We start from the raw sequence: 25,348 nt of genomic DNA on the forward strand, positions 1-25,348 counted from the left end.
CTCGAAGCTATAACATGCCTATCTGCCACGCCAAACGGGAGCACGTTTCTCCTGGAAGGCTGCGACACCTTCCATGGCATCCTCGCTTTTCAAGGCCTTGATGAGCGCCGGCGTCCGCAGCGCTTGCGCCTCAGCCGGGCTCAAATGCGCGGTGCGATTGACCGTCTGCTTGATCGCCCGCAGGGATAAGGGCGCACAGGCGACGATATCGGAGGTCCAGCGATCGACGGCAGCGTCGAGTTCGCCGGCTGAGACGACTTCATTGACGACGCCAAAGCTTGCCATTTCCTGTGCGCCAAACTGCCGTCCCGTCAGCATCACGGCCATCGCGCGGTTGAACGGGATCTTGCGCTGCAGCAGCACCATGCCGCCATCGAGCGGCATGCGGCCGACGCGGGCCTCCGGTAGGCCGAAGCGGGCCGTTTCCACGGCAACGACGATGTCGCAACCGAGCACCATCTCGAAGCCGCCGCCCAGTGCATAACCATTGACGCGGGCAATCACGGGTACGTCCAGCGAGCGGCGGAAGGCAAGGCCACCAAAGCCGTTTTCCCGCCCGACGGTCCAGTAATCGACGCCAGAACTGCCGCTGCCGCCTTTGAGGTCGGCGCCGGCGCAGAAGGCCTTCTCGCCGGAGCCGGTCAGGACGACGCAGCTGATGTCGTCGCGCCTCTCGACTTCTGTCCAGATGGCTTCCAGCTCCTTCTCGGTCTCGGCATCGACCGCGTTCATCCGCTCGGGTCGATCCAGCGTGACGCGGGCGACGCGGTCCTCGACGGTGAAGGTGACGCTCATGCGGCGTCCCCCTGCAGCCCGGAAAGCGAAGCCAGAATCTCCTCATTATGCTGGCCGAGCTGCGGCGGCGCGATCCGCACGCTTACCTGCGCGGCCGACATGTCGATCGGCGAGCCGATCAGGCGGATCGGGCCGGCGGCCGTCTCGCCCGCATCGAGGATCATCTTGTTGATGATCGTCTGTTCGTCCTTCAGTGCCTCGGGGAGCGAACGCACCGGCGCGCAGAGGATGTCGACGCCTTCCAGCCGCTCGATCCAGTGGGCCGTGCTGTTCTTGGCGAAATTGTCGCGGAAGATCGCCTGCAATTCCGGTCGCCGCGCCATCTGCGCGTCGAAATCTTTGTAATGCGGGTATTGCGAGAGGTCCTCGATCTCAAGCGCCTCGCAGATATCGCGCAACGGGTTCGGCTTGAAGGCGCCGACCATAACGATGGCGCTGTCCGTGGTCTCGAAGACGCCCGTCAGTGGGAAGGCGCCCCAGTTCAGGTCCTTCTGGCGCATCAGATGCGTCGTGCCTTCCTGCATCTGCATGGCGATCATGGAATTGTAGAGGCTGACCGCGACTTGCTGACCCTCGCCTGTCTTGTCACGCTGCAGGAGCGCAAGGAGAATGCCCTGGACGAGATGCATCCCGGCCGAGTAATCGGCAAGCGGCGTGGCATAGATTGAAGTAGGATGGCTATTGTCGGACTTGCGGCGCATGACGCCGGAAACCGCTTGTGCCAGCACGTCCTGCCCGCCCTTGTGCTGATAGGGACCGGTCAGCCCGAAGCCCGTGCCGACGGCGTAGATCAGACGCGGATTGATCTTCTTCAGGTCTTCATAGCCAAAGCCCATGCGCTCCATCACGCCGGGCCGGAAATTGTTGACCACGACGTCGGCCGTTTCAAGCAGCGCCTGGACGGTCTTGCGGGCGCTGGGCTCTTTCAGATCGAGCGCCAGGCTCTTCTTGTTGCGGTTCAGGGAGCAGAAGACCGGGTTGTTGAGCCCGTCCGGATCGGAGCCGAGCGACCAGCGCGAGAGATCGCCGATCTTCACCTTCTCGATCTTGATGACTTCGGCGCCATAATCGGCCAGCACCTGCGTGCAGGAGGGGCCGAGCATGACCTGTGTGAAGTCGATCACGCGGATTCCGTCGAGTGGCAAGGTGGTCATTCTGCAGCCTCCAAATATGTCGCGTTCTCCGAGGGGATGTCGCCGGGATCGGCACCCTGGGCTCGCATCTGTTTCTGAATTGCCCGGATATCGGCCTTGCGAACGATCGTCCCGGCATTGAGGGCAACCGTTGCGGCAACACCTGCAGCCTCGCCCATGGCCATGCAGGGCGGGATCTCGCGGCTGGATTTCTGTGCCTGCGGGGTTGCCGAGTAATGCCGGCCGGCGACGATCAGCTGATCGATCTCCTTCGGCAGCATCGCCCGATAAGGCGTGTAGTAATCGCGGCCGCGGCAGACCGTATCGGCGAAGTGGCGGCGCGACATGACATCGTCCTTGGTGACGACGTAGGCGCCTTCCAGCTGTCGCGTCTGGCGTACACCGGTCTGTGGCGCGAAATCGACGACATAGGCATTCTCGAAACCCGGCATCTTTTGGCGGGCAAATTCGAGCAGCCTGGCGATACGCGAGCGGCCCTCTATCTCCGCCTTGGTCAGATCCTCGACCTTGAGGCCGCTCAGCGTCGGCATATGCGGGCAGTTCAGCCAGACGACGCCGGGCAGCGGCGTCTTCAGCCACCAGAAGGACCAGCAACCGCCGATCAGCCGCTTGGCTTCGTGATCGAGCGCCTTGAAGGCCTCCGGCTCCTGTTGCTCGAAGCGCTCGGCTGCTTCCGTATCGACGCCGCCCCAGCGCGAAACCGTGGTCAGGATGAAATTGGATTCGATGTGGGAAGCGCCAGCACTTGCGGCCACGTCGAGGTCGCCGGTGGTGTCGATGACGACATCGCCGAGGATCGCCTGCATGCCTTCCTTCGTCTGGCAGATCACGCCCTTGATCGTTCCATCCTCGACGATCGCCGAGGAAAACCAGCTATGGGTTCTAAGCTTGATCTTCGCTTCGCCGATCATGTCATAGGCGGCGCGCTTGAAGGCGTCGGGATCGAAGGCCGCCGAAAAGCAGATCGGATGCGGCATCGCCTGGGTGTGGAAGTCGAAAAGCCCCCAGCGCGCCCAGCGCTGCCAGGCCTCCGGCGTGTCGCGGAACTCGATCAGGCGATCGCGGTCCGTGGGAGTCACGCAGAGCCCCCAGCGCTTCATGCGCTCGATCATTTCCATACAGATGCCGCGTACGGTGATTTCGAGCTCGTTGATCATGTCGTCGAGCACCAGCACCATGCCGCCGGCAGCAAGCCCGCCGACATAGGGATAGCGTTCGAGAAGCGTGACGCTGGCGCCATTGCGAGCCGCCGATACGGCAGCGGCAATCCCTGCCGGGCCGCCGCCGACCACGACGACATCGGAGCGATCGACGACACGGATATCCCGTGCAGGCTGGTGAATAACCTGTTCCATTGGTGTTTCCTCGATGTTTCTTAGCGTTTAGTGCTGTCCGGCCGGCTTCCAGCGGATCATCCTCGCCTCCGTGACCGAGACGATGAAGAAGAGGATCACGGCCAGCAGCGCGGCGATGACAACCGTTGCGTAAAGCAGCGGCGAACGGAAATTGTAGGTCGCCTCGATGATGAGCGCGCCGAGACCGAAGCTGGAGCCGATCCATTCCGCCACGATCGCTCCCATGACGCTGCTCGTCGCGGCGATCTTCAAGGCGGCGAAGAGGAATGGCAGCGAGCTTGGCAGGCGAACCTTCCAGAGGATTTCGGAGTTACTGGCCGAAAGCACCCGCATCAGGTCAAGCATGGCGGGGCTGGTGGAGCGAAGTCCCTGGACCATGTTGACCAATGTCGGGAAGAAGCAGATGAGGCCGGCGATGATGATCTTCGGGGCGACGCCGTTGCCGAAGATCAGGACGAGGATCGGCGCAAGCGCGATGATCGGGATCGCCTTGACGAAGACGGCGATCGGATAGAACGCCTTCTCTGCGGTGGCGCTGTGGACGAACCAGATCGCCAGCATTATGGCGATGAGATTGCCGAAGATGAAACCGAGGACGGCTTCGAGCAGCGTCGGCAGGAGGTTTCGCGTCAGCGTCGCGGCATTGTCGCGAAAGGCATAGAGGACGTCGACCGGAGCCGGCGCCATAAAGGTCGGGATCTTGAAGATCCAGATGACCGCCTGCCACAGGACGATGCAACCGAGTGCGGCCAGGATTGCCGGCATGCGCGAGGAAAGAACGCCAATGGTTGCGTCGAGGATGGCGACCTTGCGCGGCGCCTTGGCGATGCGGCCAATGTCGGAGTGCACGGCGTTGCTCATATGCATTCCTCCAGCAGTGTGCGCAGATGCGCGGTGACCTTGATGAAGTCGATCGTGTCACGCATCGGAAGCGCGCGGGGATAGGGAAGGTCGACCTTCATGAACTCTTTCACCCTGCCAGGATGGGCCTGCAGCATCAGCACATGCTGACCAAGGAAGACCGCCTCCGGGATGGAATGTGTTACGAAGACGATGGTGGTGCCCGTTTCCCGCCAGATGCGTAAGAGTTCCTCGTTGAGCTTGTCGCGGGTGATTTCGTCGAGAGCGCCGAAGGGCTCGTCCATCAGCAGGATGCGCGGCTTGGTCACCAGCGCACGGGCGATGGCGACGCGCTGACGCATGCCGCCGGACAATTCATGCGGCAGCGCATTTTCACGCCCTTTCAGGCCGACGAGAGCGAGCAGTTCCATGGGCTCGGCATAGGAACTCTTGTCGTGCCTGCCGACTTCGAGCGGTAAACGGACATTGTCGATGACGCTGCGCCAAGGCAGCAGCGTCGCTTCCTGGAAGACGAAGGCAAAGTCGCGGCCCTCCCGTGCCTCGCGCGGTGGGCGCCCGAAAACCGAGACCGAGCCGTCGCTGATTTGGACGAGATCGGCGATGCAGCGCAGCAAGGTCGACTTGCCGCAGCCGGACGGCCCGAGCATGGTGACGAACGAGCCCTCGGCAATATCGACAGAAACCTTGGAGAGAGCAGTGAACTCGTTGCCCTTGTCGCCGAAGCGAATGTCGAGATCGCGAATGGAGACCGCAAGCCTTGCCGTTTCGGCAACGGGCAGCGGCTGCTTGATAGTGGCGGCGCTCATCATGACGTTCACCCGATCTGCTTGCGGATTTCGGTGGTCGCGTCGAGGATCGCCATGGTGGCGACGTCGTCGACGGTCGGTGTGGCCCCCGTAAACTGCTTGAGATCGGCGTAAGCCTTGATTTGCGCGGCCCAATTATCCTTGTTCATCGCTCCCCAGCCCGTCTGTTTCGTGCTGTCGCCGAAGGAGAAGTCGATGACGGGACGGACGGCTTCGAGTTCGCTTGCCTTGTCGAGATTGGGATAGGCGTCGACCAGCATGTCGACGGCTTCTTCCGGATGGTCGCGGACATAGCCCCAGCCCTTGGCGGCGGCCGTGGTGAAGCGCACCAGCACGTCGGAATGTTTGTCGAGCTGTTCGTCGGTCGTATAGTAGACGTTGGCGTAGAGCTTCAGGCCGGCGTCCCACAGCATCATATCGACGCGCTCGTCGCCGAGCACCTTCAGTGCATTGGTGTTCGTCACCCAGCCGGTGACGGCATCGGCCTGACCGGTGATCAACTGGTTCATGTCGGAGCCCATGTTGACCATCTTCACCTTGTCTTCCGGAATGCCGTTTTGAGCCAGCAGTGCGCGTAAGAGGATGAAGGCTGTGGGTTGGGTGGCGATCGTCTTGCCGATCATGTCCTTCGGCTCGTGGATCGGCGATTTCTTCAGCGAGAAGTATGTAAACGGATGCTTACGGTATCCAGCCAGGAATGCCTTGACCGGCATGCCGGCCGAGCGCGCGAGCATGACGGAAGGACTTGAAGATATCTGGCCGATGGTGGATTGGCCGGCCGCAACGCCAGCGACGCCATCAACATTCGGGCCTCCCGGCACGATCGTAAGATTGATACCTTGTTCGGTGAAGAAGCCCTTCTTCTGGGCGGCGACTTCGCCGAGCAATCCGTTGGAGGCGAGCCAGCCGAGCTGCATCCGGACCTCGGCGACATCGGCGGCCTTGCCGGCGCGGATGCCGACGAAAGTCTGGGTTGCGGCGAGGCTTCCGACCAAAGCAGCATTGGACAGGAAACGACGGCGATTCATCATGAATTGAGACATTCTGATAGTTCCCCTGTTGATCGGGCGATCGGACTTTTCGTCTCGTTATCCACCGATGACGAGATGATGGGGGAATTCAGCGTTCTAATAAAGAACAATTATGCGCACTATCGATTGCCGAAAAGGCAACGGTAGGAATGGCGCAAGCAATCGATGGGCAATGTTTGCGGCCGCCTGCGCGTGCCGAGCCGTAATCAGGTTGAGCGGAGGGTGAGGCGGTGTTACGCCTTGCCGCGGCTGATCCCGTAGGTCAATGCGAGCGCCCCGACCAGAACCGCACCCTTGATGAAATCCTGTGTGTAGTAAGGCGCATTCAGCATCGTCAGCCCGTTCAGAAGCACGCCGACGAAGACGGCGCCGATCGTCGTGCCGAGAACGTTGGGGCGACGCAATCCGAGGACCGCAAATCCGATGAGCGAGGCTGCGACGGAATCCATCAGCAGCGAAGCACCGGAGGAGACGTCGCCGCGGCCGACACGGGCCGCGACGATGATGCCGCCGAGCGAGGCGAGGACGCCTGAGAGCACATAGGCAAGGGTTTTCAATCGGGCGATATTGGCACCCGCCAGCCGGGTCGCCGCTTCGTTGCCGCCGGTCGCATAGAGAAGGCGGCCGAGACGCGTCCGTTCGGTAAGGACGTAGAGCACCAGGGCCACGACAAGCATCAGAATGACCGGAAGGGGAATGGTGCCGAAGAAGCTTGAGCGTCCTATCGCCAGAAAGGCGGGGTCGACCTTGCCGGTTGCCGTCGTTCCATCGGGAAGGATCAAGCCGACGGAGATCGAGCGCCCGGCCGTCGGGATCAGTTGCAGGCCCGTCAACAGGAACATGGTGGAAAGGGTGGCGAGCAGATCCGGCACCTTCAGCCGAACGATCAGCAAAGCGTTGGAAAGCCCGACGATCGCACCGAAGGCAAGCACCAGCGGCACGGTCTCGTAGACGTCGAGGTTCCATACGATCATGGCATAGCTGGCAGCCATGACGCTGGAGGCGGCCACTGCGCCGACGGACAGATCAAAGCCACCGATGGCAAGCGTCACCGTGACGCCGGCGCCAATGATGGCGACGACGGAAACCGCCTGCAGGATGCTCATCAGATTGCTGATGTTGATGAAGGCCGGCTGGGCGAAACTGAAGATGATGACGAGCGCAAAAAGGAGGAGAAACACCGCTCCCCGCCGCACGAATTCCTGCGACGATATCGTATTGCTTGCTGGCTTGGCCTGCGCGGGGATCTCGGCTGTACCTTCACTCATTAGGCGTATTCCTCATTCTGCCGGCCGCCGGCAATCGCTTGTTCGACGTCCTTCAGGCTGTGATGCTCCATCACCAGCACCCGGTCGGCGACTTCGAGCGCCTCTTCCGGATCGGATGTCGCGATTAATGTGGCGCGGTCCGTATGGGCGCGTATGGCTGCGATGATGTCCTGGCGGGCGCCGACATCGACACCCTGGAACGGCTCGTCGAGCAGCAGCAGCCGGCTCGGTTCCGCCTCCCAGCGCGCCAACACCACTTTTTGCTGATTGCCGCCGGAAAGCGACCAGACGGATGCTTCCGGAGCGGATGCCTTTATACCAAGGCGCCGAATGGCCTTTTCTCCTTCGCGGATCTCGCGTCGCGAGAGCAGGAAGCCCGACGGATACCATTGCGTCAGATGCGGCAGGCTGATGGTGGCCGCGATGCTTTCTCCCGGCCAGCCCAGCGGCATGAGCGAGGAGCGATGGCGGTCGGCAGCGGCCATGACGACGCCACGCGCGATCGCCTCCGCAGGCGAGGTGGGTTGGAAGGGGGCGCCATCAAGCCGCGCAACGCCGGCCGCAAAGCGTTCGAGACCAAAGAGGGTCGACAGAAGCCGGCTCTTGCCCGCGCCGAGAACGCCGGTAATGGCCACGACCTCGCCAGCATGGAGCTTGAGATCGATCGGCGGGCTGTCGGCAAACAGCTGCACGCGCTGAAGCTCCAGTACCGTCGTGTCGAATTGTTCCCGGCGGTGCGGACGCGCCGCTTTCATGGAACGGCCGATCATGGTTTCGATGGCTGCGTCGAAGTCGATCGGATGAGAGAAGGCGCCGACATTGCGGCCGCCTCGCAGGACGACCACGCGGTCGGCAAGCGCATCGAGATCGGCGGTGCGATGCGAGATGTAGAGAATCCCCAGACCGCGGGCTTTCAGCTGGCGAAGGATATCATAGAGCCGGGCTGTCTCGCGCGCAGAGAGGCTTGCCGTTGGTTCGTCCAGGATCAGCAGCTGCGCCTTGTTGGAAAGGGCGCGGGCAATGGCGACCATCTGCCGGTCGGCGGTGCCCAGATCGCCGAAATCCCGGTCGAGCGGTAGGTCGAAGCCGGCTTCCGACAGGATGGCTTCCGCCTTTCGCCGCACCGAGCGCTTCGACAGAAAGAAGGGCTGGCGTCCGTCAACGAATTGATTGAGCAGCAGCGCGTCCGCCACCGAAAGGCCCACCACGCCGACGACGTCGGTCGACTGATGCACGGTGACGATGCCCCGTGCCGTTGCCTCGGCCGGGCTTTCGGGGCGATAATCCGAGCCATTCCATACGATCCGACCTGAATCGGCACTGTGAATACCCGACAGGATTTTCACCAGCGTCGACTTGCCGGCGCCATTGGCTCCCATCAGCGCGACGACCTCGCCGCGATCGATGGTCAGGGACGCGCTCGCCAGGGCCTGTGTCGAGCCGAAAGCAAGCGAGAGATTTTGGGCATCCAGCAAGGTCATGAGCAAGGGTTCGATGATCGTTTGCGATACTCGTAAGCCACCGACGCCCAATCACAAGGATGGGCCTTGCTTTGTTCACTTATTCTATAGAATAAATTTTTAGCCGCTGTCGGCTTGACCTCGTTGGCGCTGCTAATGAGGGTCTGCGGTGCGCTTGAACGAGCAACGCCGGTCCTGCCGCATGGGAGTTTAATTTGTCTGAAATTCTGAGAGAGCCAGAAAACCCTTCCTTTAATCTATTAATTTTATAGACAATATAAAACGCTTAGATATCAAGAATTTCCGCTGTCGCGATGGCATTCGTTTCGCTCGTGCGGAAACCTGCGCCAGGAGTTTTCATGGACACAGTGCTCTACCTTGCTTCTCTCGCAACGCGACCAAGTCGCGCCGTAAGCAGGCGCATCTGGTCGATCCTGCAGCACGTCCTGGCAGGTCTGATGGTCCTATTCTCCTTTTTGGTATTGCTGCACGCTCTCTGCGGAGCCTGAAATCCCGAGTGACCACAAAAGAGTGACAAAGCCCGGCGTGCCGTATTTGCACGCCGGGCCTTTAAGCCGTTACTTGATGGCGTTCAGATCGACACCCTTGGTTTCACGAATAAAGATGAGGCCGATGACCAGGGTCATCGCCGCCACCGCTATCGGATACCAGAGGCCATAGTAGATATCGCCCTTGGCGGCGCTCATGGCGAAGACGGTTGCCGGGAGCAGGCCGCCGAACCAGCCGTTGCCGATATGATAGGGCAAGGACATGCCGGTATAACGGATGCGGGTCGGGAACATCTCCACCAGGATCGCGGCGATCGGGCCATAGACCATGGTCACGTAGATCACGAGAACGGTCAGGATGGCGATCGTCAGCGGCCAGTTGATTGCAGCGGGATCGGCGACCATCTTGAAGGCGCCGCCATTCGCGATCGTATAGACCGGCATGTCGGTGGCGCCTGCCGCCTGGTCCGCCGTCAGCAGCTTCGCCTTGATGAGATCGGCGACAGGCGTGACGGCCTTGTCGCCAGCCCGAACCGTTGCCGCGTTAAGCGCGAGCTCGGGGTTTGCGGTGATGAAGCCGTCAAGTTTGGCGTCCGGCACCTTGGCGGGATCACGGGCCAGCGGGAAGCCGGCCTTTTGCAGGGCAAGGTTCATATCGTGCGTGAAGGCCGCGCTCTTGGCAGCCGCACCGGCACCGGCTGCAACAGCGTCGTAGGAAGTGATTGTGGCGTCACCAACCTTGATGGTGGCTGGTTGTCCGGCTGGGCCGTCAACGACAGTATAGGGAACCGAGCTCTTGGACAGGAACGAGGTCGCAATGTCGCACGAATTGTTGAATTTCGCCGTTCCCACAGGATTGAACTGGAAGGTGCAATCGCCGGGGGCAGCAGTCACGGTGGCGCGGACAGTTTGTTCGGCCTGGGCGAGCGCCGGATTTGCTGCGTGGGTCAATGCCTTGAACAGCGGGAAGTAGGTGAGGATCGCCAGGGCAAGTCCGGCCATGATGATCGGCTTGCGGCCGATCTTGTCGGAAAGCCAGCCGAAGAACACGAAGAAGCCGCTGCCGATCAAAAGCGCGATGGCGATCATGATGTTGACCGACTGACCGTCGACCTTCAGCACGTTCTGCAGGAAGAACAGCGAGTAGAACTGGCCCGCATACCAGACGACGGCCTGGCCGGCGGTGAGACCGAGGAGCGCCAGCAGAGCGATCCGGGCATTCTTCCATTGTCCGAAGGCTTCCGACAGCGGTGCCTTCGAGCCCTTGCCCTCTTCCTTCATCCTCTTGAAGGCCGGCGATTCACTGAGAGACAACCGTATCCAGACGGAAATGCCGAGAAGGACAAAGGATAGGATGAAGGGAATGCGCCAGCCCCAAGCGGCAAAGGCGTCTTTGCCAAGCCAATTCTGCACCACAAGGATGACGATAAGCGACAGGAAGAGGCCGAGCGTCGCCGTGGTCTGTATCCATGATGTGTAAAAGCCGCGACGGTCATTGGGCGCGTGTTCGGCAACATAGGTTGCCGCGCCGCCATATTCGCCGCCAAGCGCCAGGCCCTGCAACATGCGCAGTACGATCAGGATGACCGGGGCCGCGAAACCCCAGCTGGCCGAGCCAGGCAGGATACCAACCAGAAAGGTCGAAAGACCCATGATCAGAATGGTGACGAGGAATGTATATTTGCGGCCGACAAGATCGCCGATCCGTCCGAAAACCAGCGCGCCGAACGGCCGGACGAGGAAGCCCGCGGCGAACGCAAGCAAGGCAAAAATGTTTCGGGTTGCCTCCGGATAGTCGCTGAAGAAGGCTGCGCCGATGAATGCGGCCAGGGACCCATAGAGATAGAAGTCGTACCATTCGAACACGGTTCCGAGGGAGGAGGCGAAGATGACCTTCTTCTCTTCCCTGGTCATGCCTCGACTCGTCGTCTCGGCCACGGACGTGGATGCCATTAATCAATCCTCCCAATTGCACCAGGGACATGGTCAAAAGACCCGTGTCTGTCCCCCATGATGACATTACGCGGGACTCTCCTGCCGATGGGCGCGGAAAGTCGCGCCAGTGGATGCTCTCCTGATTTCCTCCCCCAGGAGATCACGCACCTGATGCATGAGCGAGTGTTGGCTAAAAATTGAAAATTGCAATGGCTGCAACCGCCGTCGCTTATGGAAAACTGTGTGTAATCATCAAGAAATCCGAATATATCACCAGGCGAGGCTGCTGCGTCGAATTCTCCCGAGGAAAAGTGGCGTCAGCTGCGGTGAAACGCGGCGCAGCTGACAAAGTTTGCCGACCCGCATTCGAGTCGTTTTTGACGTAGGTCACGCCGGCTGCAGCCGCAGGCGTTGCATGGGCGGAAAGGCAAGGGCGATGGCCGCGGCGCCCAGGCCCACCATCGACGATCCGATGAAGAGCCAGGAGTAATTGGCGAAGGTATCGAATATCCAGCCGCCGATCAAAGGCCCGGCCGCCATGCCGATGCTTGAGAGCATCGATGCCGCGCCGAAGACGGTGCCGATGACACGCGGTCCGAAATATTCGCGTGTAAGCACGGCATAAAGCGGCATGACGCCGCCATAGGCGCTCCCAAAAATGACCGCCAGCGCATAGAACTCGCCGAGTTCGCTGACCAGCAGATAGGTGGCAAGCGCTGCCGCCTGCACCAGCAAGCCGGCGACAAGCACCGGCTTGACGCCGAGTCGGTCGGCGAGCGTTCCATAAAGGAGGCGCCCGCCGAGACCTGCGAGCCCCTCGACGCTATAGATGCTGACGGCCGCCATCGGCCCCACGCCGCAGATGGTGGCATAGCTGACCATGTGGAAGATCGGCCCGGAATGGGCCGCGCAGCAGGCAAAGAAGGTCGCGCCAAGCACGAGGAACTGCGGCGAACGGAAAATCCGGCCGAGCGGCAGGCTCTGCTCCTCCCTCCGTCCGTCTGCGCCGGAAGCTTCGGCAAGAACGGGGGCTCTGCGCACGAGCAATGCCGCTGGAATCAGCAGAACCCAGGCCATGATGCCGATGACAAGCATGGCGAAACGCCAGTCATAGGCCGAGATCAGGTAGCGGGCGAAAGGCGACACGGTCATCGGCGCGACGCCCATGCCGGCTGAAACCAGCGATACCGCGAGGCTTCGGCCCTCGTCGAACCAGGCGGTTGTCGCCGCAATCATCGGCGCGAAGAAGGCGCTGGCGGCAAGGCCGACAAGAATGCCGTAGGTCAGCTGGAATTGCAAAAGCGAGCCAGCCCGGCTCGCGAGGACAAGTGCCAGCCCGAGCAGCAGAGCGCCGATCACCACGACGATACGGACGCCGAAACGATCGCTTGCCGCACCCCAGGCAAAGGCACCGAGGCCCATGGTCAGGAAATTCAGCGTCATGGCGGCAGCGATGCCGGCATGTGACCACCCGGTATCGGCGGCGATCGGCACCTGAAAGATCGCAAGGGAGAACATCGCGCCGAGCGCGACGCAGGTCATCAGCGCACCGGCGCCGACGATCACCCAACGATAGGACGAACTCATTTGCAGCTCCCTCCATCCGGTTCAGCCCAGGTGCGAAAGATCGGATTATCATCTTTCGCCTCATGTCTGGAATAAAGACGATTGCATCGGAATGATTTCGACATTGCCGCCCGAAAAATTTTGATCGGCATTGCGGGGCGGTGCTTTCGAGAGTCTGGCGACAGGATCGCCGGGACGCAATGGTCCCGTCAGATATCTGTGCCATTCTGCAAATATGAGGATGCCGATCCACGGACATCGCGCCGCAAGGCTGCCGGCATCCTGGCGTCGCGGATTTAATCTTGAGCTCATTTAGGGCTGCTAAGACAACCGCCTCGATGCTGTAAGACCCTGCTTCGCAGCCGTAAGGCGAGCGCAAGCGGCTGAAAATGACATACAGGCATAAAGCATACCGAACCAGATCTTCACGTCATGGAGCGGCATATTCAATGGCTCATATCGTCATCATCAATCCGCGTTTCGAAACCTCCTACTGGGGCATGGAGCACGCTCTGCCCCTGTTCGATGTCAAGGCCAATCTGCCGGTGGCCTGCCTGCCCTTGCTGGCGGCACTGACGCCGGCTGAACATACCATCACGCTGGTGGATGAGAATATCGAGCCGATAGATTACGGCCTGTGCGAGAGGGCCGATATCGTGGCGCTGACGGGCATGATCGTTCAGCGCTTCCGAATGACGGAAATCCTGACCGAGCTCAAACGGCGCAACTGTTTCACCGTCGTCGGCGGACCTTGGGTGACGGTCAAGGAGGACTATTTCGGCAATCTCGTCGATGTCTCTTTCATCGGCGAGGCAGAGGAGACCTGGCCCAGATTTCTGCTCGAATGGCAGGAGGGGCAGCACGCGCGGCGCTATGAACAATCCGACAGGACGGATATGAGCACGGTGCCCGTGCCGCGCTTCGACCTCCTGAAGATGGACGAGTATGCCGTCGGCAGCATCCAGTTCTCGCGCGGCTGTCCCTTCACCTGCGATTTCTGCGATATCATCGTGGTCTTCGGCCGCAAGCCGCGCATCAAGACCAGTGTCCAGGTCGTCGCCGAGATGGAGGCCCTGCTCGCATCCGGAATGGATACGGCCTTCATCGTCGACGATAACCTGATCGGCAACAAGAAGGCGATCAAGGAAGTCCTGCGCGATGTCGTCGCCTGGCAGGAGCGCCATCATTATCCGATGACGTTCCTGACGGAGGCATCGATCGACCTGGCTGATGACCCGGAACTGATGCAGCTGATGGTCGACGCCAACATCCGTACCGTCTTCGTCGGTATCGAGACGCCGAACGAGGAGGCGCTGCGCGAAACCAAGAAGCTGCAGAACCTGCGCAAGGGCGGGACGATGCTGGACAAGATCCACGCGATCCAGCAGACCGGCATGGAAGTCTGGTGCGGCATGATCCTGGGCTTCGACAGCGACGATGCGACCATCTTCGAGGCGCAGCGTGTCTTCATCAAGGATGCGCGCATCGTCAACGCCATGATCGGCATGCTGGCGGCGATCCCGAAGACGCCGCTATACACGCGCCTCGCCAAGGAAGGCAGGCTCGATCACGACGATCCGCCGGCCTATGGCACCAATGTCATTCCGCTCAATCTCTCGCGCGAAACGTTGCGGGACGGATATCTTTCCGTTCTCAGCGATCTGCATCAGCCGGCCGCCTATTTCGATCGGCTGGATGCGCTCTACATCGATGCCCGTATCGAACCGGAAAGTACCCGCTTACGCCACCTGCGTCGCCACCCGTTGCGTTTGCTGGCGCTCAACGCCACATGGGCGTTCGAAGCGGTCGGGATTTTCATTCGGTTGATGCGCCGGGTGAAGGAGGCGGATTTGCGCGCCACCTATCGCGCGCGGCTTTTCAATCTCCTGCGACATCGGCGTTCCCCGGTGGTGCTGCAGATCTACGCCATCAAGTGTGCCATGCATTATCACGCCCATATCATGGTTCAGCAAATGCGCACGGGCGGCGGTATCGTCAATTCGTTCTGACCTGATTGGCGGCCTGGAAAGCCGGTTCGGATATGTGCTTCCGGTTTTCGACGCGCGTTTTTCGCATCGAGGATACGAGCTACGGACTGTTGCCATGTGGCAACACAGAAGGCTGCAAATCTACAATTCGAAATTGTGGGCTTGCCGATTTCCAGATCTCGCGTATTATTCGCTCATCCGCAAATCGAACACAGGAGGCGTGATATGCAACATACACACATGTTTACCTACGCCTCTAGCGGAATGCTCGTTACTGGTTTGGTATGTGCCATGCCAGCTACACGACGAGCAGCTATTTAAAGCCAGAAATAGCTTTGAATGCCGCCACTTAGGCGTTTTTCCCATAAACACATTGTGACTTGCTGATGGAATAAACCGACGCATGTTCCATGCGTCAGCTCCTGATGCCAGTCGAGCTTCAAGAGGACCTGGTTGCGTGATTGCGCCAGGAAAAACAATGACGAACTCACAATTTTTAGTTGCTGATAGCTTAACAGCAACGGTCGATGAACTGTGCCTGAAATTCGGTGCCTGGAGGACGGCGCGCGCCTTGATGTTCGTCGTCTGGAGGCAACGCCAGACGCGCAAGCTGGTGTCCGAACTGTCGAACTACCAGCTTCGGGATATCGGTCTGCCCGAACGGGAAGACCCTTTGGGGCATCCCAGCTACATGCCTCCGCATCTGCGCAGCTACAGCTGAATGGAAGCGGTGCAAGCTAAGGCCCGGCTGCATATCATTCTCGCTCCATTTTGGCTCGAGCATGGTTCTGTGGCAGGAAGCAAGACCGGAAAGGGAAGCTGCTGGCGGATCGGGCCGACCGAATTAGTCAGCTCATGCTTACCGATGGAATGTCCCGCGAGGGGCGCAGCAGGGGAGAAGGCGATGCGTTCTCCCCTGCAACACCGTTGCAGCTGACGATCTCATTCAGCGCGTTCTGCGCAGAATGTCCCGCGATCCGAGTTCTTCCCATAAATGATCGAACCGCGTCCGAAGAGGGTCGCAATCTTCCCGCAATCCGCCTATGCAACGACGTTGTTCCATTTGTGGGGATGGTTCATTGCGGATCTTGTTGCTTGAAGACGAGCCGGAAATGGCCGCGGCGCTGAGCGTTGCGTTACGGGCTCGCGATGCCATTGTCGACCACGTGTCGCTGCTGGCCGATGCCGAGGAGGCGGCAATCAACCTCCCTTACGATGTCATCCTTCTCGACCGTCAGGTCCCGGACGGAGACGGCCTGTCGATCGTTCCGAAGCTGCGGGCTGCCGGTGTCGGTACGCCGGTTATCGTCTTGACGGCGCGCGGCGAACTCGACGACCGTATTGGTGGCCTCGACACTGGCGCCGATGATTACCTCGTCAAGCCTTTCGCCATGGAGGAGCTTCTGGCGCGATTGCGCGCCATCATGCGCCGCCCCGGCGATGTGCGGACCGAGGTGGTGAACTTCGGCAGGCTCTCTTATGACTTCGGCTGCCATGATATCCTGATCGAAGGCGAAAGGCTTGAGCTGCCGCGTCGAGAAGTGCTGGTCTTCGAGGCGCTTGCGCGCCGGCTCGGCCGCACGGTGCCGCGTCATGCACTGGAAGAGGCCGTTTATGGGTTTGCCGACGATATCCAGTCCAACACGCTGGATGCGCATATCTCCCGCCTTCGCCGCAAGCTCGCCTCGGTCGGCTCCGGCCTGGAAATTCACCCGGTTCGCGGCATCGGCTATCTGATGAGACGGATATCATGAGCAAAAGCCAGCCTTCCTTGCGATGGCGCCTCGTCTCGCGCCTGTCTTTCCTGCAGGCGATTTTTCTGTCGCTGCTTGCAGTGCTCATCGTCGTCGCCCTCTGGGCGACCGGCAGTTTTATCTCGCTTCAGCCGGAAGACGAGACCATCGACGCCATCTCCCAGTCCGTCGGGCGGGATCAGACGGGTGCCCTTGTGCTGAAGGAGACACCCGCGCTTGCGGCGCGGCGCGGCAACTTGCCGGGCCTTTGGTTCGTCGCGCGGGATCGCGGCGGTAACACGATAAGAGATGGAAGCGTGCCGCCGGCCTATGCGGTAATCGGCGGCGCGCTCGACGGCATCGGGCAGGCCCGCTTCGGCAGCAATCTCGGCGGAAGCGTCGTGCCCGCCGCCCGGCTGCAATGGGTATCGTCTCCGGCCGGCGAGGTGCAGGTCCTGACGGGCGTGGACGGCAGCGTATCGACGATTCGTATCCTCGGTGCGATGGGCATCGTGTTCTTCAGCGCCCTTCTGCCGTTGCTCATCGTGACGGCGGTCGCAACGGTGATTGCCGCGCCACTCGTGGTTCGCCGCGCTTTCTCCTCGCTCGATTCAGCCGTTGCCCGCGCCGGGCAGATCGACATCAATCGGCAGGGTACGCGGCTGCCGGTCGAAGATGTTCCGCGCGAGATTCTGCCGCTTGTCGAAGCCATCAACGAGGCGCTGAGCCGGCTGGACGAGGGCTACGAGCGGCAGAAGCGTCTCTTTTCTCATCTTGCCCATGAGTGGCGGACCCCGGTCGCGATCTTGCAGGCGCGTCTCGATAGTCTGCCGGCTGGTCCTTTGAAGGAACGGCTCTTCGAGGATACGGTTCGCCTTGCGACCCTTGCCGAGCAGTTCCTCGATCTTCAGCGTCTCAATCATCGGTTCGAACCGGTGCCGGTCAATCTTGTCGAGGTCGCGCAGCAGGTCGTTTCGGAGTTGGCACCGCTTGCGATCGCTGCAAATTATGAGCCTTGTTTCAATAGGGATGAGGAGGTGGTGGAGGTCCTCGGCGACCGGCTCGCCATCGAGCGAGCCGTTACCAATCTTGTGCAGAATGCGATCCAGCACGGTGGCCGCAGCGGCAGAATAACGGTCCATGTCGGCCGTGCCAGCGGTATCACGGTAACCGACGAAGGCAGCGGCATCCCGCAGGAGGAGCAGGCTCGCATCTTCGAGCCGTTTCATCGTCTCCCAGGACATGGCAAAGGCTTCGGTCTTGGTCTCAACCTCGTTCAGGAAATTGCCAGGCTTCATGGCGGCGGCGTCTGCGTCTTGGATGGACCGACCGGCGGGGCAGCTTTCAGATTGAGCTTCCCGGCGGTCGGATAGGCAATAGACCGGCTTCCCGGTGCAATGTTCTCGCAATCGGTTCTCCTTAAGGAAAAGCCTGTCGCACAGGCGAATCTTTCAGGCCCTACTGGCGGGAACATGTCAAGCACCTCACTATTTCTGCGAACGCTGTTGACCAATCCGCGCATGGTTGGAGCGGTAGCTCCTTCCGGCACAATGCTAGCCAATCTCATGACGAGCGAGGTTGATCCCTCGGCCGGGCCGGTTCTGGAACTCGGTCCCGGCACGGGCGTCTTCACGCAAGCCTTGCTTGCGCGCGGCATATGCGAAAGCGATATCACACTGATTGAGTCCGCTCACGGCTTTGCCAGCCTGCTTCGACAGCGGTTTCCCGATGCCCGCGTTATCTGCGCCGATGCCGCGCGACTTGGCTCTCAAACCCTGCCCGAAGGGCTGTTGTTCAGCTGCGCGATCAGCGGATTGCCATTGCTGAATATGTCGCCGAAGACAGTGGTAGCCATTCTGACTGGGATCTCCTCAAGGCTGCATGAAGGCGGCGCGCTCTACCAGTTCACCTATGGCATCCGCTGCCCGGTGCCGCTCCGCCTGCTCGACCGGTTCGGCTTCAAGGCAACGCTGCATGGCCAGGTGCTGCGCAACTTCCCGCCTGCAAGGGTCTATAAGATCGTCCGGCGCCGGCCACGTCATTGTCCGGTTATCGCCGAATGAATGGTTCTTCTTACCTCTTGGATATCGTGCCTGATCTGGCCGCATGGGGGCTGCTCGGTCTTGCGATATGTTCTGCGATGGAGAAGCTTGTCCCCATCATACCTTCAGCCGGCATGTTCCTGATGCTCGGCTTGTTGGGTGCCGCCAATCCAGGCGATCTGCCCGCCGTGATTGCCATCACGGCCGCCGGTTCAACGGTCGGATCGTTGTTTTGGTATGGAGCGGGTCGATGGTTGGGGTCTGCACGCGGCGATGCCTTCGCGCAGAAAATGAGCAGGCGTCTGCATATCAAAGAGGAATGGTATTTGCGCCTGAAGCGCAACTATCGTCATAACCCGATATGGGTCATGTTCTTCGGCCAGCTTGTGCCGGTCGTCAGGGCCTATATGGCATTTCCGGCAGGCGTGCTTGCCGTACCGGCGCCAGGCTTTGCCGTTGCAACATACTGCGGCGCAGTGATGTGGAATGCGCCGTTTCTAGTATCGGGCTACTTGCTGCGCAAGCAGATAGTTGCGCCGGATACAGCGGTACCTGCCGCCATCGTCGCAATCGTCTTGGTTAATCTTCCGCTACTTGCCCTGTCCCGACTTTGCCGGCTAAGCCGTACCGCGGCTTAGCCGGTCATGTCACATGCCGTTAACTATACGGTCAGAACAGCGTATATGACGCCGCCATTCTCGCCGCGCGTGACGGAGACATCGGAGATCGGGTGCTTGACCTTGTCGATGATCGACTGGACATCCTCGTCAGTACGCCAGATCAACGGCCAATTCATGAAGGTTTCCATGTAGCCTTCGACACCGATATCCTTTGCGAAGTTCGCGAGCAGGAACTTGCCGCCGGGCTTCAGCATCTGCAGGCAGCGCTCTGTCAACCGCACGGCTACGCTTTCCGCCAGATAGTCGTAAAGGCCGGCTGCATAGATGAGGTCGAACGTGCCGAGCTTCTGCGCACGCCCCAAAATGGTGCGAACGGAGCCGTTGATCGCTTCGATGCAGCTTCCGTGGAAGGCCGAGCTCACAGTCCCGACGCTGACCGGGTCCTGGTCGAGTGCGACCCAGCGCTTGAGCCTGCCGCTCTGCAGAGCTTGGGAGCGCTCCGCTTCGCGAAGATGACCAGCCGCGATCGCCAGGATCTCGGCGTCATCCTTGTTCTCCGCCACCGCATCGACATGCGCTGCCAGGATCTCGCGCCTTTCGCGCACGGCGACGGCGGATGCTGCGCGCCGGGTGAAATCGTAAACTTCCGCGCCAAGCGCCGAAGCCTCTTTCACCTGTGCCGCAACAGCCGGATGTTCATAAATGAAATCCAGCAGATAGGCATCTCCACTGTAGCCGCGCGGCTTTTCAAACGACCATCGCGTCAGAGGGTCCTGCAGTAGAAAGGACGACACGGGATGACCCTGCGCAACCGAGGCCAGATGAGCCCAGGTCAGGGGTGTCGTCTTGTTCTTCAGGGTCTGCAGACGCTCCGTCAAGGCTTTCATCGTACCTTGAACGGGTGCGTTTGCTTCGAACGCCTGCTGTGTGAGGGAGAGAATGAGGGCGAGTTCGGCCTCGCCCTCCTTGATTTGATCAGTTGCAAGGTTGTTACCGGACGATCTCGTATGTTCCGAGATGGACTGGGCGGTAACCAGGCTGAAGCCATCGAGAGCGGTCTGAAATTGTTTCAATTTTAAATCATTCCGTGAACACTATGCAAACCATATCTCATATAAAAATTGAGCGCTATGGTTTTGTTAATGTCGCTGCGGCAACGCTGTCGTTATCAAACGGATCAAATTAGCCGCCTTGGTGAAGCGAGTGATTTGTTCAGTCGAGTGACGCAAAGGTAACGCGGTGGACATGAAGTCTCGGCTAACTCGGGTGATGGTGAGCATGCGTCGATTGTCGGGAAGAAGCGATCTTGGTCGGAGCGAGGCTCGCAGGACTGAACGCCCGGACGAACTGCGCGTGCTCTACAAAGCCTATAGCAACGATGCGCGGCGTGCCTTGGCTCGCAGCGGTCTGTGGCTTGCCGTACCCGTTTATGTCCTTTTCCTGATCACCGATCTGGTCTTCATTCCCGACGTCTCGCCGGTGACGATCCCCGCCCGTTTTCTGATCGGCGGCCTGTCGCTTCTGATCCTGGAAATCCAGTTTTCGCGCCAGCGTCGCGCCGGCGAGCTTGAGGCGACATGTGCTGCCGCCGTTGTCCTTGGTTATGTCGTGTGGCTGGTGCCCGCGCTGCAGACAACCAATGCCGAGGCATTCTCCTACTATGCCGCCTTTGGTGCCATCTTCATGATGGGCGTTAACCTTTTCTTCAGTCTTGAGTTCGGCCTGGCAATTGTCTCGTCAGGGCTGATCTTGGCTTCCTTCCTGCTGTCGCTTACGGAGTTTCACTACAGCCCCGCCTATTGCCTGGCCTTCGCGACCTTTTATCTCTGCTGCTTCGTGTTCACGTCCTATGTGAACTGGAAATTGAACAAGGAGCGTTTTAACGTTTTTCTCAATGCCAGAGAAGCGGAGTTGCAGCAGCGCCAGGCGACCGAGCGTGGCGAGGCGCTTCTGCGGCTTTCCATTACCGATTCCCTCACCGGAATGGAAAATAGAAGAGCTGCGGATATAAGGCTGAAGCAGTTTTGGGATCGATGGCGAGAGAAGAACGCACCATTCGCCATTCTGTTGGTCGATGTCGATTTCTTTAAGAAGTATAATGACTACTACGGCCATCAGGAGGGCGATCATTGCCTTGTGACGGTTGCCAATGCCTTGTCGAATATCGTCGCTCCCTTGGGGGCGACGGTTGGACGCTACGGTGGCGAGGAGTTCATCGTCATCCTCGATCTGGAGTGCAGCTCGGATGCGCTCGCCTTGGCGGAAGCCATTTGTCAGGGGATCGAAGCGCTTGATATCGTCCATGCCCAGCGTCTCGACGGTTTCCGGCATGTCACCGTCAGCGTCGGAGCGACCGTTACAAGAGATGTCGCCGGCGCGAAGCTGGAGAATGTGATCAACGAAGCCGACCGCGCTCTGTATTCCGCAAAGGCCAGCGGCCGCAATTGCGCAAGGATATTCGATCCGAACGAATTGCCCGGCGGCGATGCGAGCGAAAATATCGCGGCCATTCTGAAGATCGCCATCCAGCAGAACCTCGTCTCCCTGGTCTATCAACCGATCCAATATCTTCACACGGGAGAGATCGGCGCCTACGAAGCCCTGATGCGCCTGCAATTGCTCGATGGGTCAAATTCTTCTCCGGCGGTGTTTATCCCGATAGCGGAGCGTACCGGCGCCATCATGGAGCTCGGCTATTGGGCGATCAGAAGAGCTTGCTGCGACCTGCTCACCCGCGACATCGTCGACACGGTCAGCATCAACGTCTCCCCCATCCAGCTGCGGGCGCCGGGGTTCGCGGCGCAGGTAGCCGCCATTCTGGCTGAAACGGGCGTTTCGGGTCACAGGGTGGCCTTCGAGATCACCGAGGGCGTCGATATGGAGATCCGCCCCGATGTCCTCGACAGTATTCAGGATCTGAAAAAGCTCGGCATCAAATTTTGGCTGGATGATTTCGGCACAGGCTTTGCCGGTCTGTCATGGCTTCGATTGATGGAGTTCGAAACCGTCAAGATCGACAAATCCTTCCTGCATGATGCCGCAAACAATGACGGTGCGAAGATCCTTCTCGAGGACATCATCGGTCTGGTGCGCAATCGCGGCCATCGCATCCTGGTCGAGGGCGTGGAGGACGGGGAGCAGCTTGATCTGGTCAAATCCTTTGGCATCGACGCCGTTCAGGGATACCATATCGGCCGTCCGGCCCCGCCGCTCAAGCATCCGATCACCATGATGCATGGGGGTCGCCTCCGCCTGCAGGCGTCGGCGTGAGCAGCCGGCCCTTACCGGGCCGAAGGCAATGAGAATGGCAAGCGTCGACCTGTCCGGGATCTACAGAGGCTATATTGCCTGCCTGAACGGCCAGGATTGGTCGAATCTGGGCAAATTTGTCCATGAAGACGTGCATCATAACGGCGCTCATATTGGGCTGTCAGGCTATCTGGAAATGCTCGAAGGCGACTTTCGCGCCATTCCGGATCTCCATTTCGATATTGCGCTGCTGCTCTGCGAACCGCCGCGCATCGCAAGCCGTCTGCAATTTGATTGTACGCCGACTGGAGTGCTGTTCGACATGGCGGTGAACGGCAGAAGGGTGCGGTTTGTGGAAAATGTCTTCTACGAATTTCTGGACGGGCGCATTCGGAATGTCTGGTCTGTCATTGACAAGACGGCGATCGCAGACCAGCTGTAAGTGACGACGTTTCCGTTTCGCAATTCACCGCCGGCAATCCGGCTATTTCTGTCCAAGGCGCAGCGCCATGAAACCCGCTAGGAGCGCGGCCAGGCCGCTTGCGATGATGGGGCCGGAATAGCTGCCGGTATGGTCGAAAATGGAGCCTGCGGCCGTCGGGCCGATCAAGGCTGCGATACCCACCGCCGTATAGAGGTAGCCGATCGCCGCGCCGATATTGCGCGTGCCGAACAGATCGGCCGCGACAGCGGGGTAAAGACCGACGCAGCCGCCATAGCTCATGCCAAACGTCAGTGCGAACAATCCCAGCTGGATCATGCCTGATGCCGATGCCCACAGGGCAAAGGACGCGGCGACTGCGAATGTCAGCGATGCCAGCAGCCGGCGGCGCCCGAGACGATCGCCAAGACCGGCCAGGAAAAAGCGGCCGACGATATTGCCGACGCCGATAAGACCAACAAGTGTGGTTCCGTCCTGAATGGAAAGACCGAGGTCCTGGGCCGCCGCAACGATATGGACATAAGGGATAAAGGTGCAAAACGACGACAGAATAAGCACGAGATAGAAAAGGTAGAACCGGCTGTCCCGCCATATTGCGGGAGCGCTTGTATCGGTGCGCTCGCGGTGCGGGGATGCATTGCTATTGTCGCGCCTCTTTCGGATGAGCATTGCCGCGGGCAATCCAAAACCCGCAACGGCGCATGCAAGCGCGATGAAGCATCCCCGCCAGCCGATCGATGGCAGAGCTTGACCGACGGCAAAGGGCAGAATCAGGGTACCAAGGCCGATTCCCGCCGTCGCGATGCCCGATGCCAGGCTTCGTTTGCGGACAAACCAGGATTGAACGGCGCCAATCGCCGGGACGTAGGACAGCCCGATCCCAAACCCGACGCCGAAGCCGTACCAGATGTAAAGCGACAAGAGAGAGCCTGCGCGACTGGCGCCGATATAGCCGAGGATCATGGCCGCGAGCCCGAGAAGGTTCAGGTTGCGTGGCGACCATCTGTCGGCGAGCGGCCCGGCAACTGCGCCAAGGGAATAGAAGAGGAATGCGGAAATGGAGAAGACGAGGGCGATCTCGCCGCGAGAGGCGCTGAATTCCGCGGCAAGCCCCGGCAAGGTGGCGGAGAAGGAATAGGCGGCTCCGAAGGTCACGGCCGTCAGCACATGCGTGGCGGCGACGACTTTCCATCCTTCCCGCGTATCGGCTTGTTCCTGGTCACGCGAAAGAGCAAGTTCGGACATCGGCGCGCTCGGTCAAATCATACTGCCCGTCAGTATGGCTTGGGGGACAGCATTGGAGAAATGAATAGCGTTGATCCTTTGATTGATTCTCTTGATCGGTCCAAAGTCCGACGGACGGATCTATTCACGAATTGCCTGCGAGGCGGCTAGGTCGGTCTCGATGAAAATGCAGGATCTGTCCACCGTCTGCAGCAGCGTATCGGCTACGCTGCCGTAGGAGAGATCGCCGCTTGCCCGCTTGCTGATCCCAAGCACGATCAGATTATATTTGCCGCTGCGCGCATGGCGCAGGATCGATAGTTCCGGCGACGGTCCCTCCTGCACCACTTCTTCGACGTCCACGCCGTAATAGTCAGCAATCGCACCGACCTTTTTTTAAGAACGTCCATACGGTCGTTGCCGCGATCGCTGATGCGCGGGATGGCTCTCACCTGCCGAGGCTCCACGATCAACAGGAGCGCACAATGGGCTCCAGCCGCCTTGGCGATCGCGAGCCCGAATTCGGCCGCCAGGATGGAACGCTCCGTGCCGATAACGCTGGTCGCCAGCGTTGTGAGGTCGACCGTGCCCCTTTCCGGCCAGGCCAAAGGTTATCGCGATGATGACCCATCCCACAGTATCGTCGATGATCGCCGAGGCAACGATCAACTGACCGATGTTCCGGCGCATGAAGTCCATCTCGCGCACGACGGTGGCGACGATCTTTACCGAAGAGATGGAAAGCGCGGTTCCAAGGAAGAGCGATGTGACCAGCCGTCTTTCGGGATCGGGAAGCAAGGCGTCCGGAATAAGTTCGCCAAGCGCAAAGCCGGCGGCAAACGGAATGACGATGCCCGTCAACGAGACGCCGGCCGCCGATTTGCGCAGACGTTTTGCCAGGCCCAGATCGGTTTCCATGCTGGCGAGCAACAGGAGAAAGACGATGCCGAGTTGGCCGACCGCATCGGCCATGCTCTCTGGGCGTTGTTCGATGAAAAGAGACTGGCCTGCACATGCGGAAAGGCCAGCCCCAGAAGGGATGGGCCGAGAATGATGCCGGCGATGATCTGGCCCATGATCGATGGCTGGCCGATGCGCACCATCAATTCGCCGAGCAACCTGCCCAATACGACAAGCAGAACGATCTGGACCAGAAACAACCCTTCGGAAGGGTGGCTGGCCCTTTGCCCCTCGGCGGCGAAGGCGGCTTGCGCAATCGACAGCGACAGGATGAGGGCAATGAGAATGACGAGGGCGCTTGACCGAAATGTTTTTAAGAATTCTGGCGTGACGGCATGGATCGATCCCGC

23 protein-coding genes are annotated in these 25,348 nt (G+C 60.1%); 9 read left to right on the top strand and 14 right to left on the bottom strand.

What is annotated here, in order from left to right; translation table 11 throughout:
* Positions 1-18 precede the first annotated feature (18 nt).
* The 10 genes from ACIQWP_RS02070 to ACIQWP_RS02115 all read right to left on the bottom strand — a co-directional run bounded on the left by ACIQWP_RS02070 (position 19) and on the right by ACIQWP_RS02115 (position 12,761).
* Positions 19-795, bottom strand: coding sequence for an enoyl-CoA hydratase-related protein (locus ACIQWP_RS02070; protein WP_402781592.1), 777 nt, complete (start codon positions 793-795; stop codon positions 19-21).
* On the bottom strand, positions 792-1,949 hold the full coding sequence (locus ACIQWP_RS02075; RefSeq protein WP_402781595.1) for a CaiB/BaiF CoA transferase family protein: 1,158 nt from the start codon (positions 1,947-1,949) through the stop codon (positions 792-794). Before ACIQWP_RS02075 ends, ACIQWP_RS02070 begins: the two co-directional genes overlap by 4 nt.
* Positions 1,946-3,304, bottom strand: a complete 1,359-nt coding sequence (locus tag ACIQWP_RS02080) for an FAD-dependent oxidoreductase (RefSeq protein ID WP_402781598.1) — start codon at positions 3,302-3,304, stop codon at positions 1,946-1,948. Before ACIQWP_RS02080 ends, ACIQWP_RS02075 begins: the two co-directional genes overlap by 4 nt.
* Before the next feature lie 27 nt (positions 3,305-3,331).
* Complete coding sequence (locus ACIQWP_RS02085) at positions 3,332-4,165, bottom strand: ABC transporter permease (RefSeq protein WP_402781601.1); 834 nt, start codon at positions 4,163-4,165, stop codon at positions 3,332-3,334.
* Positions 4,162-4,974 (bottom strand): ABC transporter ATP-binding protein, encoded by an 813-nt coding sequence (locus ACIQWP_RS02090; protein ID WP_402781604.1) that lies wholly within the window; start codon positions 4,972-4,974, stop codon positions 4,162-4,164. The genes ACIQWP_RS02085 and ACIQWP_RS02090 overlap by 4 nt, the downstream gene beginning before the upstream one ends.
* Before the next feature lie 5 nt (positions 4,975-4,979).
* A complete protein-coding gene (locus ACIQWP_RS02095) occupies positions 4,980-6,014 on the bottom strand; it encodes an ABC transporter substrate-binding protein (protein WP_402781607.1) in 1,035 nt (344 codons plus the stop codon).
* Positions 6,015-6,235: 221 nt separating this feature from the next.
* Positions 6,236-7,270: an ABC transporter permease gene (locus ACIQWP_RS02100; protein ID WP_402781610.1), complete on the bottom strand. Its 1,035-nt coding sequence runs from the start codon at positions 7,268-7,270 to the stop codon at positions 6,236-6,238.
* Complete coding sequence (locus ACIQWP_RS02105; protein ID WP_402781613.1) at positions 7,270-8,751, bottom strand: sugar ABC transporter ATP-binding protein; 1,482 nt, start codon at positions 8,749-8,751, stop codon at positions 7,270-7,272. Before ACIQWP_RS02105 ends, ACIQWP_RS02100 begins: the two co-directional genes overlap by 1 nt.
* Before the next feature lie 557 nt (positions 8,752-9,308).
* Complete coding sequence (locus ACIQWP_RS02110) at positions 9,309-11,192, bottom strand: MFS transporter (RefSeq protein ID WP_402781616.1); 1,884 nt, start codon at positions 11,190-11,192, stop codon at positions 9,309-9,311.
* 369 nt (positions 11,193-11,561) lie between these two features.
* Entirely contained in the window at positions 11,562-12,761 is a 1,200-nt protein-coding gene (locus ACIQWP_RS02115) for an MFS transporter (RefSeq protein WP_402781622.1), read from the bottom strand.
* Between the two features lie 428 nt (positions 12,762-13,189).
* Here ACIQWP_RS02115 and ACIQWP_RS02120 point away from each other — a divergent pair, with 428 nt between their 5' ends.
* From ACIQWP_RS02120 to ACIQWP_RS02145, 6 genes are all read left to right on the top strand, one after another.
* On the top strand, positions 13,190-14,749 hold the full coding sequence (locus tag ACIQWP_RS02120; RefSeq protein WP_402781625.1) for a DUF4070 domain-containing protein: 1,560 nt from the start codon (positions 13,190-13,192) through the stop codon (positions 14,747-14,749).
* Between the two features lie 457 nt (positions 14,750-15,206).
* Positions 15,207-15,449: a DUF1127 domain-containing protein gene (locus ACIQWP_RS02125; RefSeq protein ID WP_402781628.1), complete on the top strand. Its 243-nt coding sequence runs from the start codon at positions 15,207-15,209 to the stop codon at positions 15,447-15,449.
* Positions 15,450-15,807: 358 nt separating this feature from the next.
* Positions 15,808-16,482, top strand: coding sequence for a response regulator transcription factor (locus ACIQWP_RS02130; protein ID WP_402781631.1), 675 nt, complete (start codon positions 15,808-15,810; stop codon positions 16,480-16,482).
* A complete protein-coding gene (locus ACIQWP_RS02135) occupies positions 16,479-17,834 on the top strand; it encodes a sensor histidine kinase (RefSeq protein WP_402781634.1) in 1,356 nt (451 codons plus the stop codon). The genes ACIQWP_RS02130 and ACIQWP_RS02135 overlap by 4 nt, the downstream gene beginning before the upstream one ends.
* A 99-nt stretch (positions 17,835-17,933) precedes the next feature.
* Positions 17,934-18,524, top strand: a complete 591-nt coding sequence (locus ACIQWP_RS02140; RefSeq protein WP_402781637.1) for a class I SAM-dependent methyltransferase — start codon at positions 17,934-17,936, stop codon at positions 18,522-18,524.
* Positions 18,521-19,141 (top strand): DedA family protein, encoded by a 621-nt coding sequence (locus ACIQWP_RS02145; protein WP_402781640.1) that lies wholly within the window; start codon positions 18,521-18,523, stop codon positions 19,139-19,141. The genes ACIQWP_RS02140 and ACIQWP_RS02145 overlap by 4 nt, the downstream gene beginning before the upstream one ends.
* Positions 19,142-19,164: 23 nt before the next feature.
* Here the strand turns inward: ACIQWP_RS02145 and ACIQWP_RS02150 are convergent, their stop codons facing one another.
* Positions 19,165-20,196 carry a class I SAM-dependent methyltransferase gene (locus ACIQWP_RS02150; RefSeq protein ID WP_402781643.1) on the bottom strand — a complete coding sequence of 344 codons (1,032 nt, stop codon included), beginning with the start codon at positions 20,194-20,196 and terminating at the stop codon, positions 19,165-19,167.
* 205 nt (positions 20,197-20,401) lie between these two features.
* Here ACIQWP_RS02150 and ACIQWP_RS02155 point away from each other — a divergent pair, with 205 nt between their 5' ends.
* Both ACIQWP_RS02155 and ACIQWP_RS02160 read left to right on the top strand, forming a co-directional pair.
* Positions 20,402-22,393, top strand: a complete 1,992-nt coding sequence (locus ACIQWP_RS02155; RefSeq protein WP_402781646.1) for a putative bifunctional diguanylate cyclase/phosphodiesterase — start codon at positions 20,402-20,404, stop codon at positions 22,391-22,393.
* A gap of 34 nt (positions 22,394-22,427) precedes the next feature.
* The gene (locus tag ACIQWP_RS02160; protein WP_402781649.1) at positions 22,428-22,814 is read left to right on the top strand and encodes an ester cyclase; all 387 of its coding nucleotides are present in this window, start codon (positions 22,428-22,430) and stop codon (positions 22,812-22,814) included.
* A 42-nt stretch (positions 22,815-22,856) separates the two neighbouring features.
* Here the strand turns inward: ACIQWP_RS02160 and ACIQWP_RS02165 are convergent, their stop codons facing one another.
* The 3 genes from ACIQWP_RS02165 to ACIQWP_RS02175 all read right to left on the bottom strand — a co-directional run bounded on the left by ACIQWP_RS02165 (position 22,857) and on the right by ACIQWP_RS02175 (position 25,010).
* Positions 22,857-24,059 (bottom strand): MFS transporter, encoded by a 1,203-nt coding sequence (locus tag ACIQWP_RS02165; RefSeq protein ID WP_402781652.1) that lies wholly within the window; start codon positions 24,057-24,059, stop codon positions 22,857-22,859.
* Positions 24,060-24,179: 120 nt separating this feature from the next.
* Positions 24,180-24,401: a universal stress protein gene (locus ACIQWP_RS02170; protein WP_402781655.1), complete on the bottom strand. Its 222-nt coding sequence runs from the start codon at positions 24,399-24,401 to the stop codon at positions 24,180-24,182.
* A gap of 33 nt (positions 24,402-24,434) precedes the next feature.
* On the bottom strand, positions 24,435-25,010 hold the full coding sequence (locus tag ACIQWP_RS02175; RefSeq protein WP_402781658.1) for a cation:proton antiporter: 576 nt from the start codon (positions 25,008-25,010) through the stop codon (positions 24,435-24,437).
* A 41-nt stretch (positions 25,011-25,051) separates the two neighbouring features.
* On the opposite strand from ACIQWP_RS02175, the gene ACIQWP_RS02180 reads away from it, so the two are divergent.
* Positions 25,052-25,300 (top strand): hypothetical protein, encoded by a 249-nt coding sequence (locus ACIQWP_RS02180; protein ID WP_402781661.1) that lies wholly within the window; start codon positions 25,052-25,054, stop codon positions 25,298-25,300.
* The last annotated feature ends 48 nt before the right edge of the window (positions 25,301-25,348 follow it).

The organism is Rhizobium sp. NPDC090279 (assembly GCF_044769665.1).
Lineage (GTDB): Bacteria > Pseudomonadota > Alphaproteobacteria > Rhizobiales > Rhizobiaceae > Rhizobium.

Coding starts and splice junctions, on each gene's coding strand:
- ACIQWP_RS02120 (WP_402781625.1), top strand. CDS start 13,190: ATGGCTCATATCGTCATCATCAATCCGCGTTTCGAAACCTCCTACTGG.
- ACIQWP_RS02115 (WP_402781622.1), bottom strand. CDS start 12,761: ATGAGTTCGTCCTATCGTTGGGTGATCGTCGGCGCCGGTGCGCTGATG.
- ACIQWP_RS02085 (WP_402781601.1), bottom strand. CDS start 4,165: ATGAGCAACGCCGTGCACTCCGACATTGGCCGCATCGCCAAGGCGCCG.
- ACIQWP_RS02100 (WP_402781610.1), bottom strand. CDS start 7,270: ATGAGTGAAGGTACAGCCGAGATCCCCGCGCAGGCCAAGCCAGCAAGC.
- ACIQWP_RS02145 (WP_402781640.1), top strand. CDS start 18,521: ATGAATGGTTCTTCTTACCTCTTGGATATCGTGCCTGATCTGGCCGCA.
- ACIQWP_RS02090 (WP_402781604.1), bottom strand. CDS start 4,974: ATGATGAGCGCCGCCACTATCAAGCAGCCGCTGCCCGTTGCCGAAACG.
- ACIQWP_RS02070 (WP_402781592.1), bottom strand. CDS start 795: ATGAGCGTCACCTTCACCGTCGAGGACCGCGTCGCCCGCGTCACGCTG.
- ACIQWP_RS02165 (WP_402781652.1), bottom strand. CDS start 24,059: ATGTCCGAACTTGCTCTTTCGCGTGACCAGGAACAAGCCGATACGCGG.
- ACIQWP_RS02140 (WP_402781637.1), top strand. CDS start 17,934: ATGTCAAGCACCTCACTATTTCTGCGAACGCTGTTGACCAATCCGCGC.
- ACIQWP_RS02075 (WP_402781595.1), bottom strand. CDS start 1,949: ATGACCACCTTGCCACTCGACGGAATCCGCGTGATCGACTTCACACAG.
- ACIQWP_RS02080 (WP_402781598.1), bottom strand. CDS start 3,304: ATGGAACAGGTTATTCACCAGCCTGCACGGGATATCCGTGTCGTCGAT.
- ACIQWP_RS02125 (WP_402781628.1), top strand. CDS start 15,207: ATGACGAACTCACAATTTTTAGTTGCTGATAGCTTAACAGCAACGGTC.
- ACIQWP_RS02105 (WP_402781613.1), bottom strand. CDS start 8,751: ATGACCTTGCTGGATGCCCAAAATCTCTCGCTTGCTTTCGGCTCGACA.
- ACIQWP_RS02175 (WP_402781658.1), bottom strand. CDS start 25,010: ATGGCCGATGCGGTCGGCCAACTCGGCATCGTCTTTCTCCTGTTGCTC.
- ACIQWP_RS02180 (WP_402781661.1), top strand. CDS start 25,052: ATGCGGAAAGGCCAGCCCCAGAAGGGATGGGCCGAGAATGATGCCGGC.
- ACIQWP_RS02155 (WP_402781646.1), top strand. CDS start 20,402: ATGCGTCGATTGTCGGGAAGAAGCGATCTTGGTCGGAGCGAGGCTCGC.
- ACIQWP_RS02110 (WP_402781616.1), bottom strand. CDS start 11,192: ATGGCATCCACGTCCGTGGCCGAGACGACGAGTCGAGGCATGACCAGG.
- ACIQWP_RS02160 (WP_402781649.1), top strand. CDS start 22,428: ATGGCAAGCGTCGACCTGTCCGGGATCTACAGAGGCTATATTGCCTGC.
- ACIQWP_RS02135 (WP_402781634.1), top strand. CDS start 16,479: ATGAGCAAAAGCCAGCCTTCCTTGCGATGGCGCCTCGTCTCGCGCCTG.
- ACIQWP_RS02095 (WP_402781607.1), bottom strand. CDS start 6,014: ATGTCTCAATTCATGATGAATCGCCGTCGTTTCCTGTCCAATGCTGCT.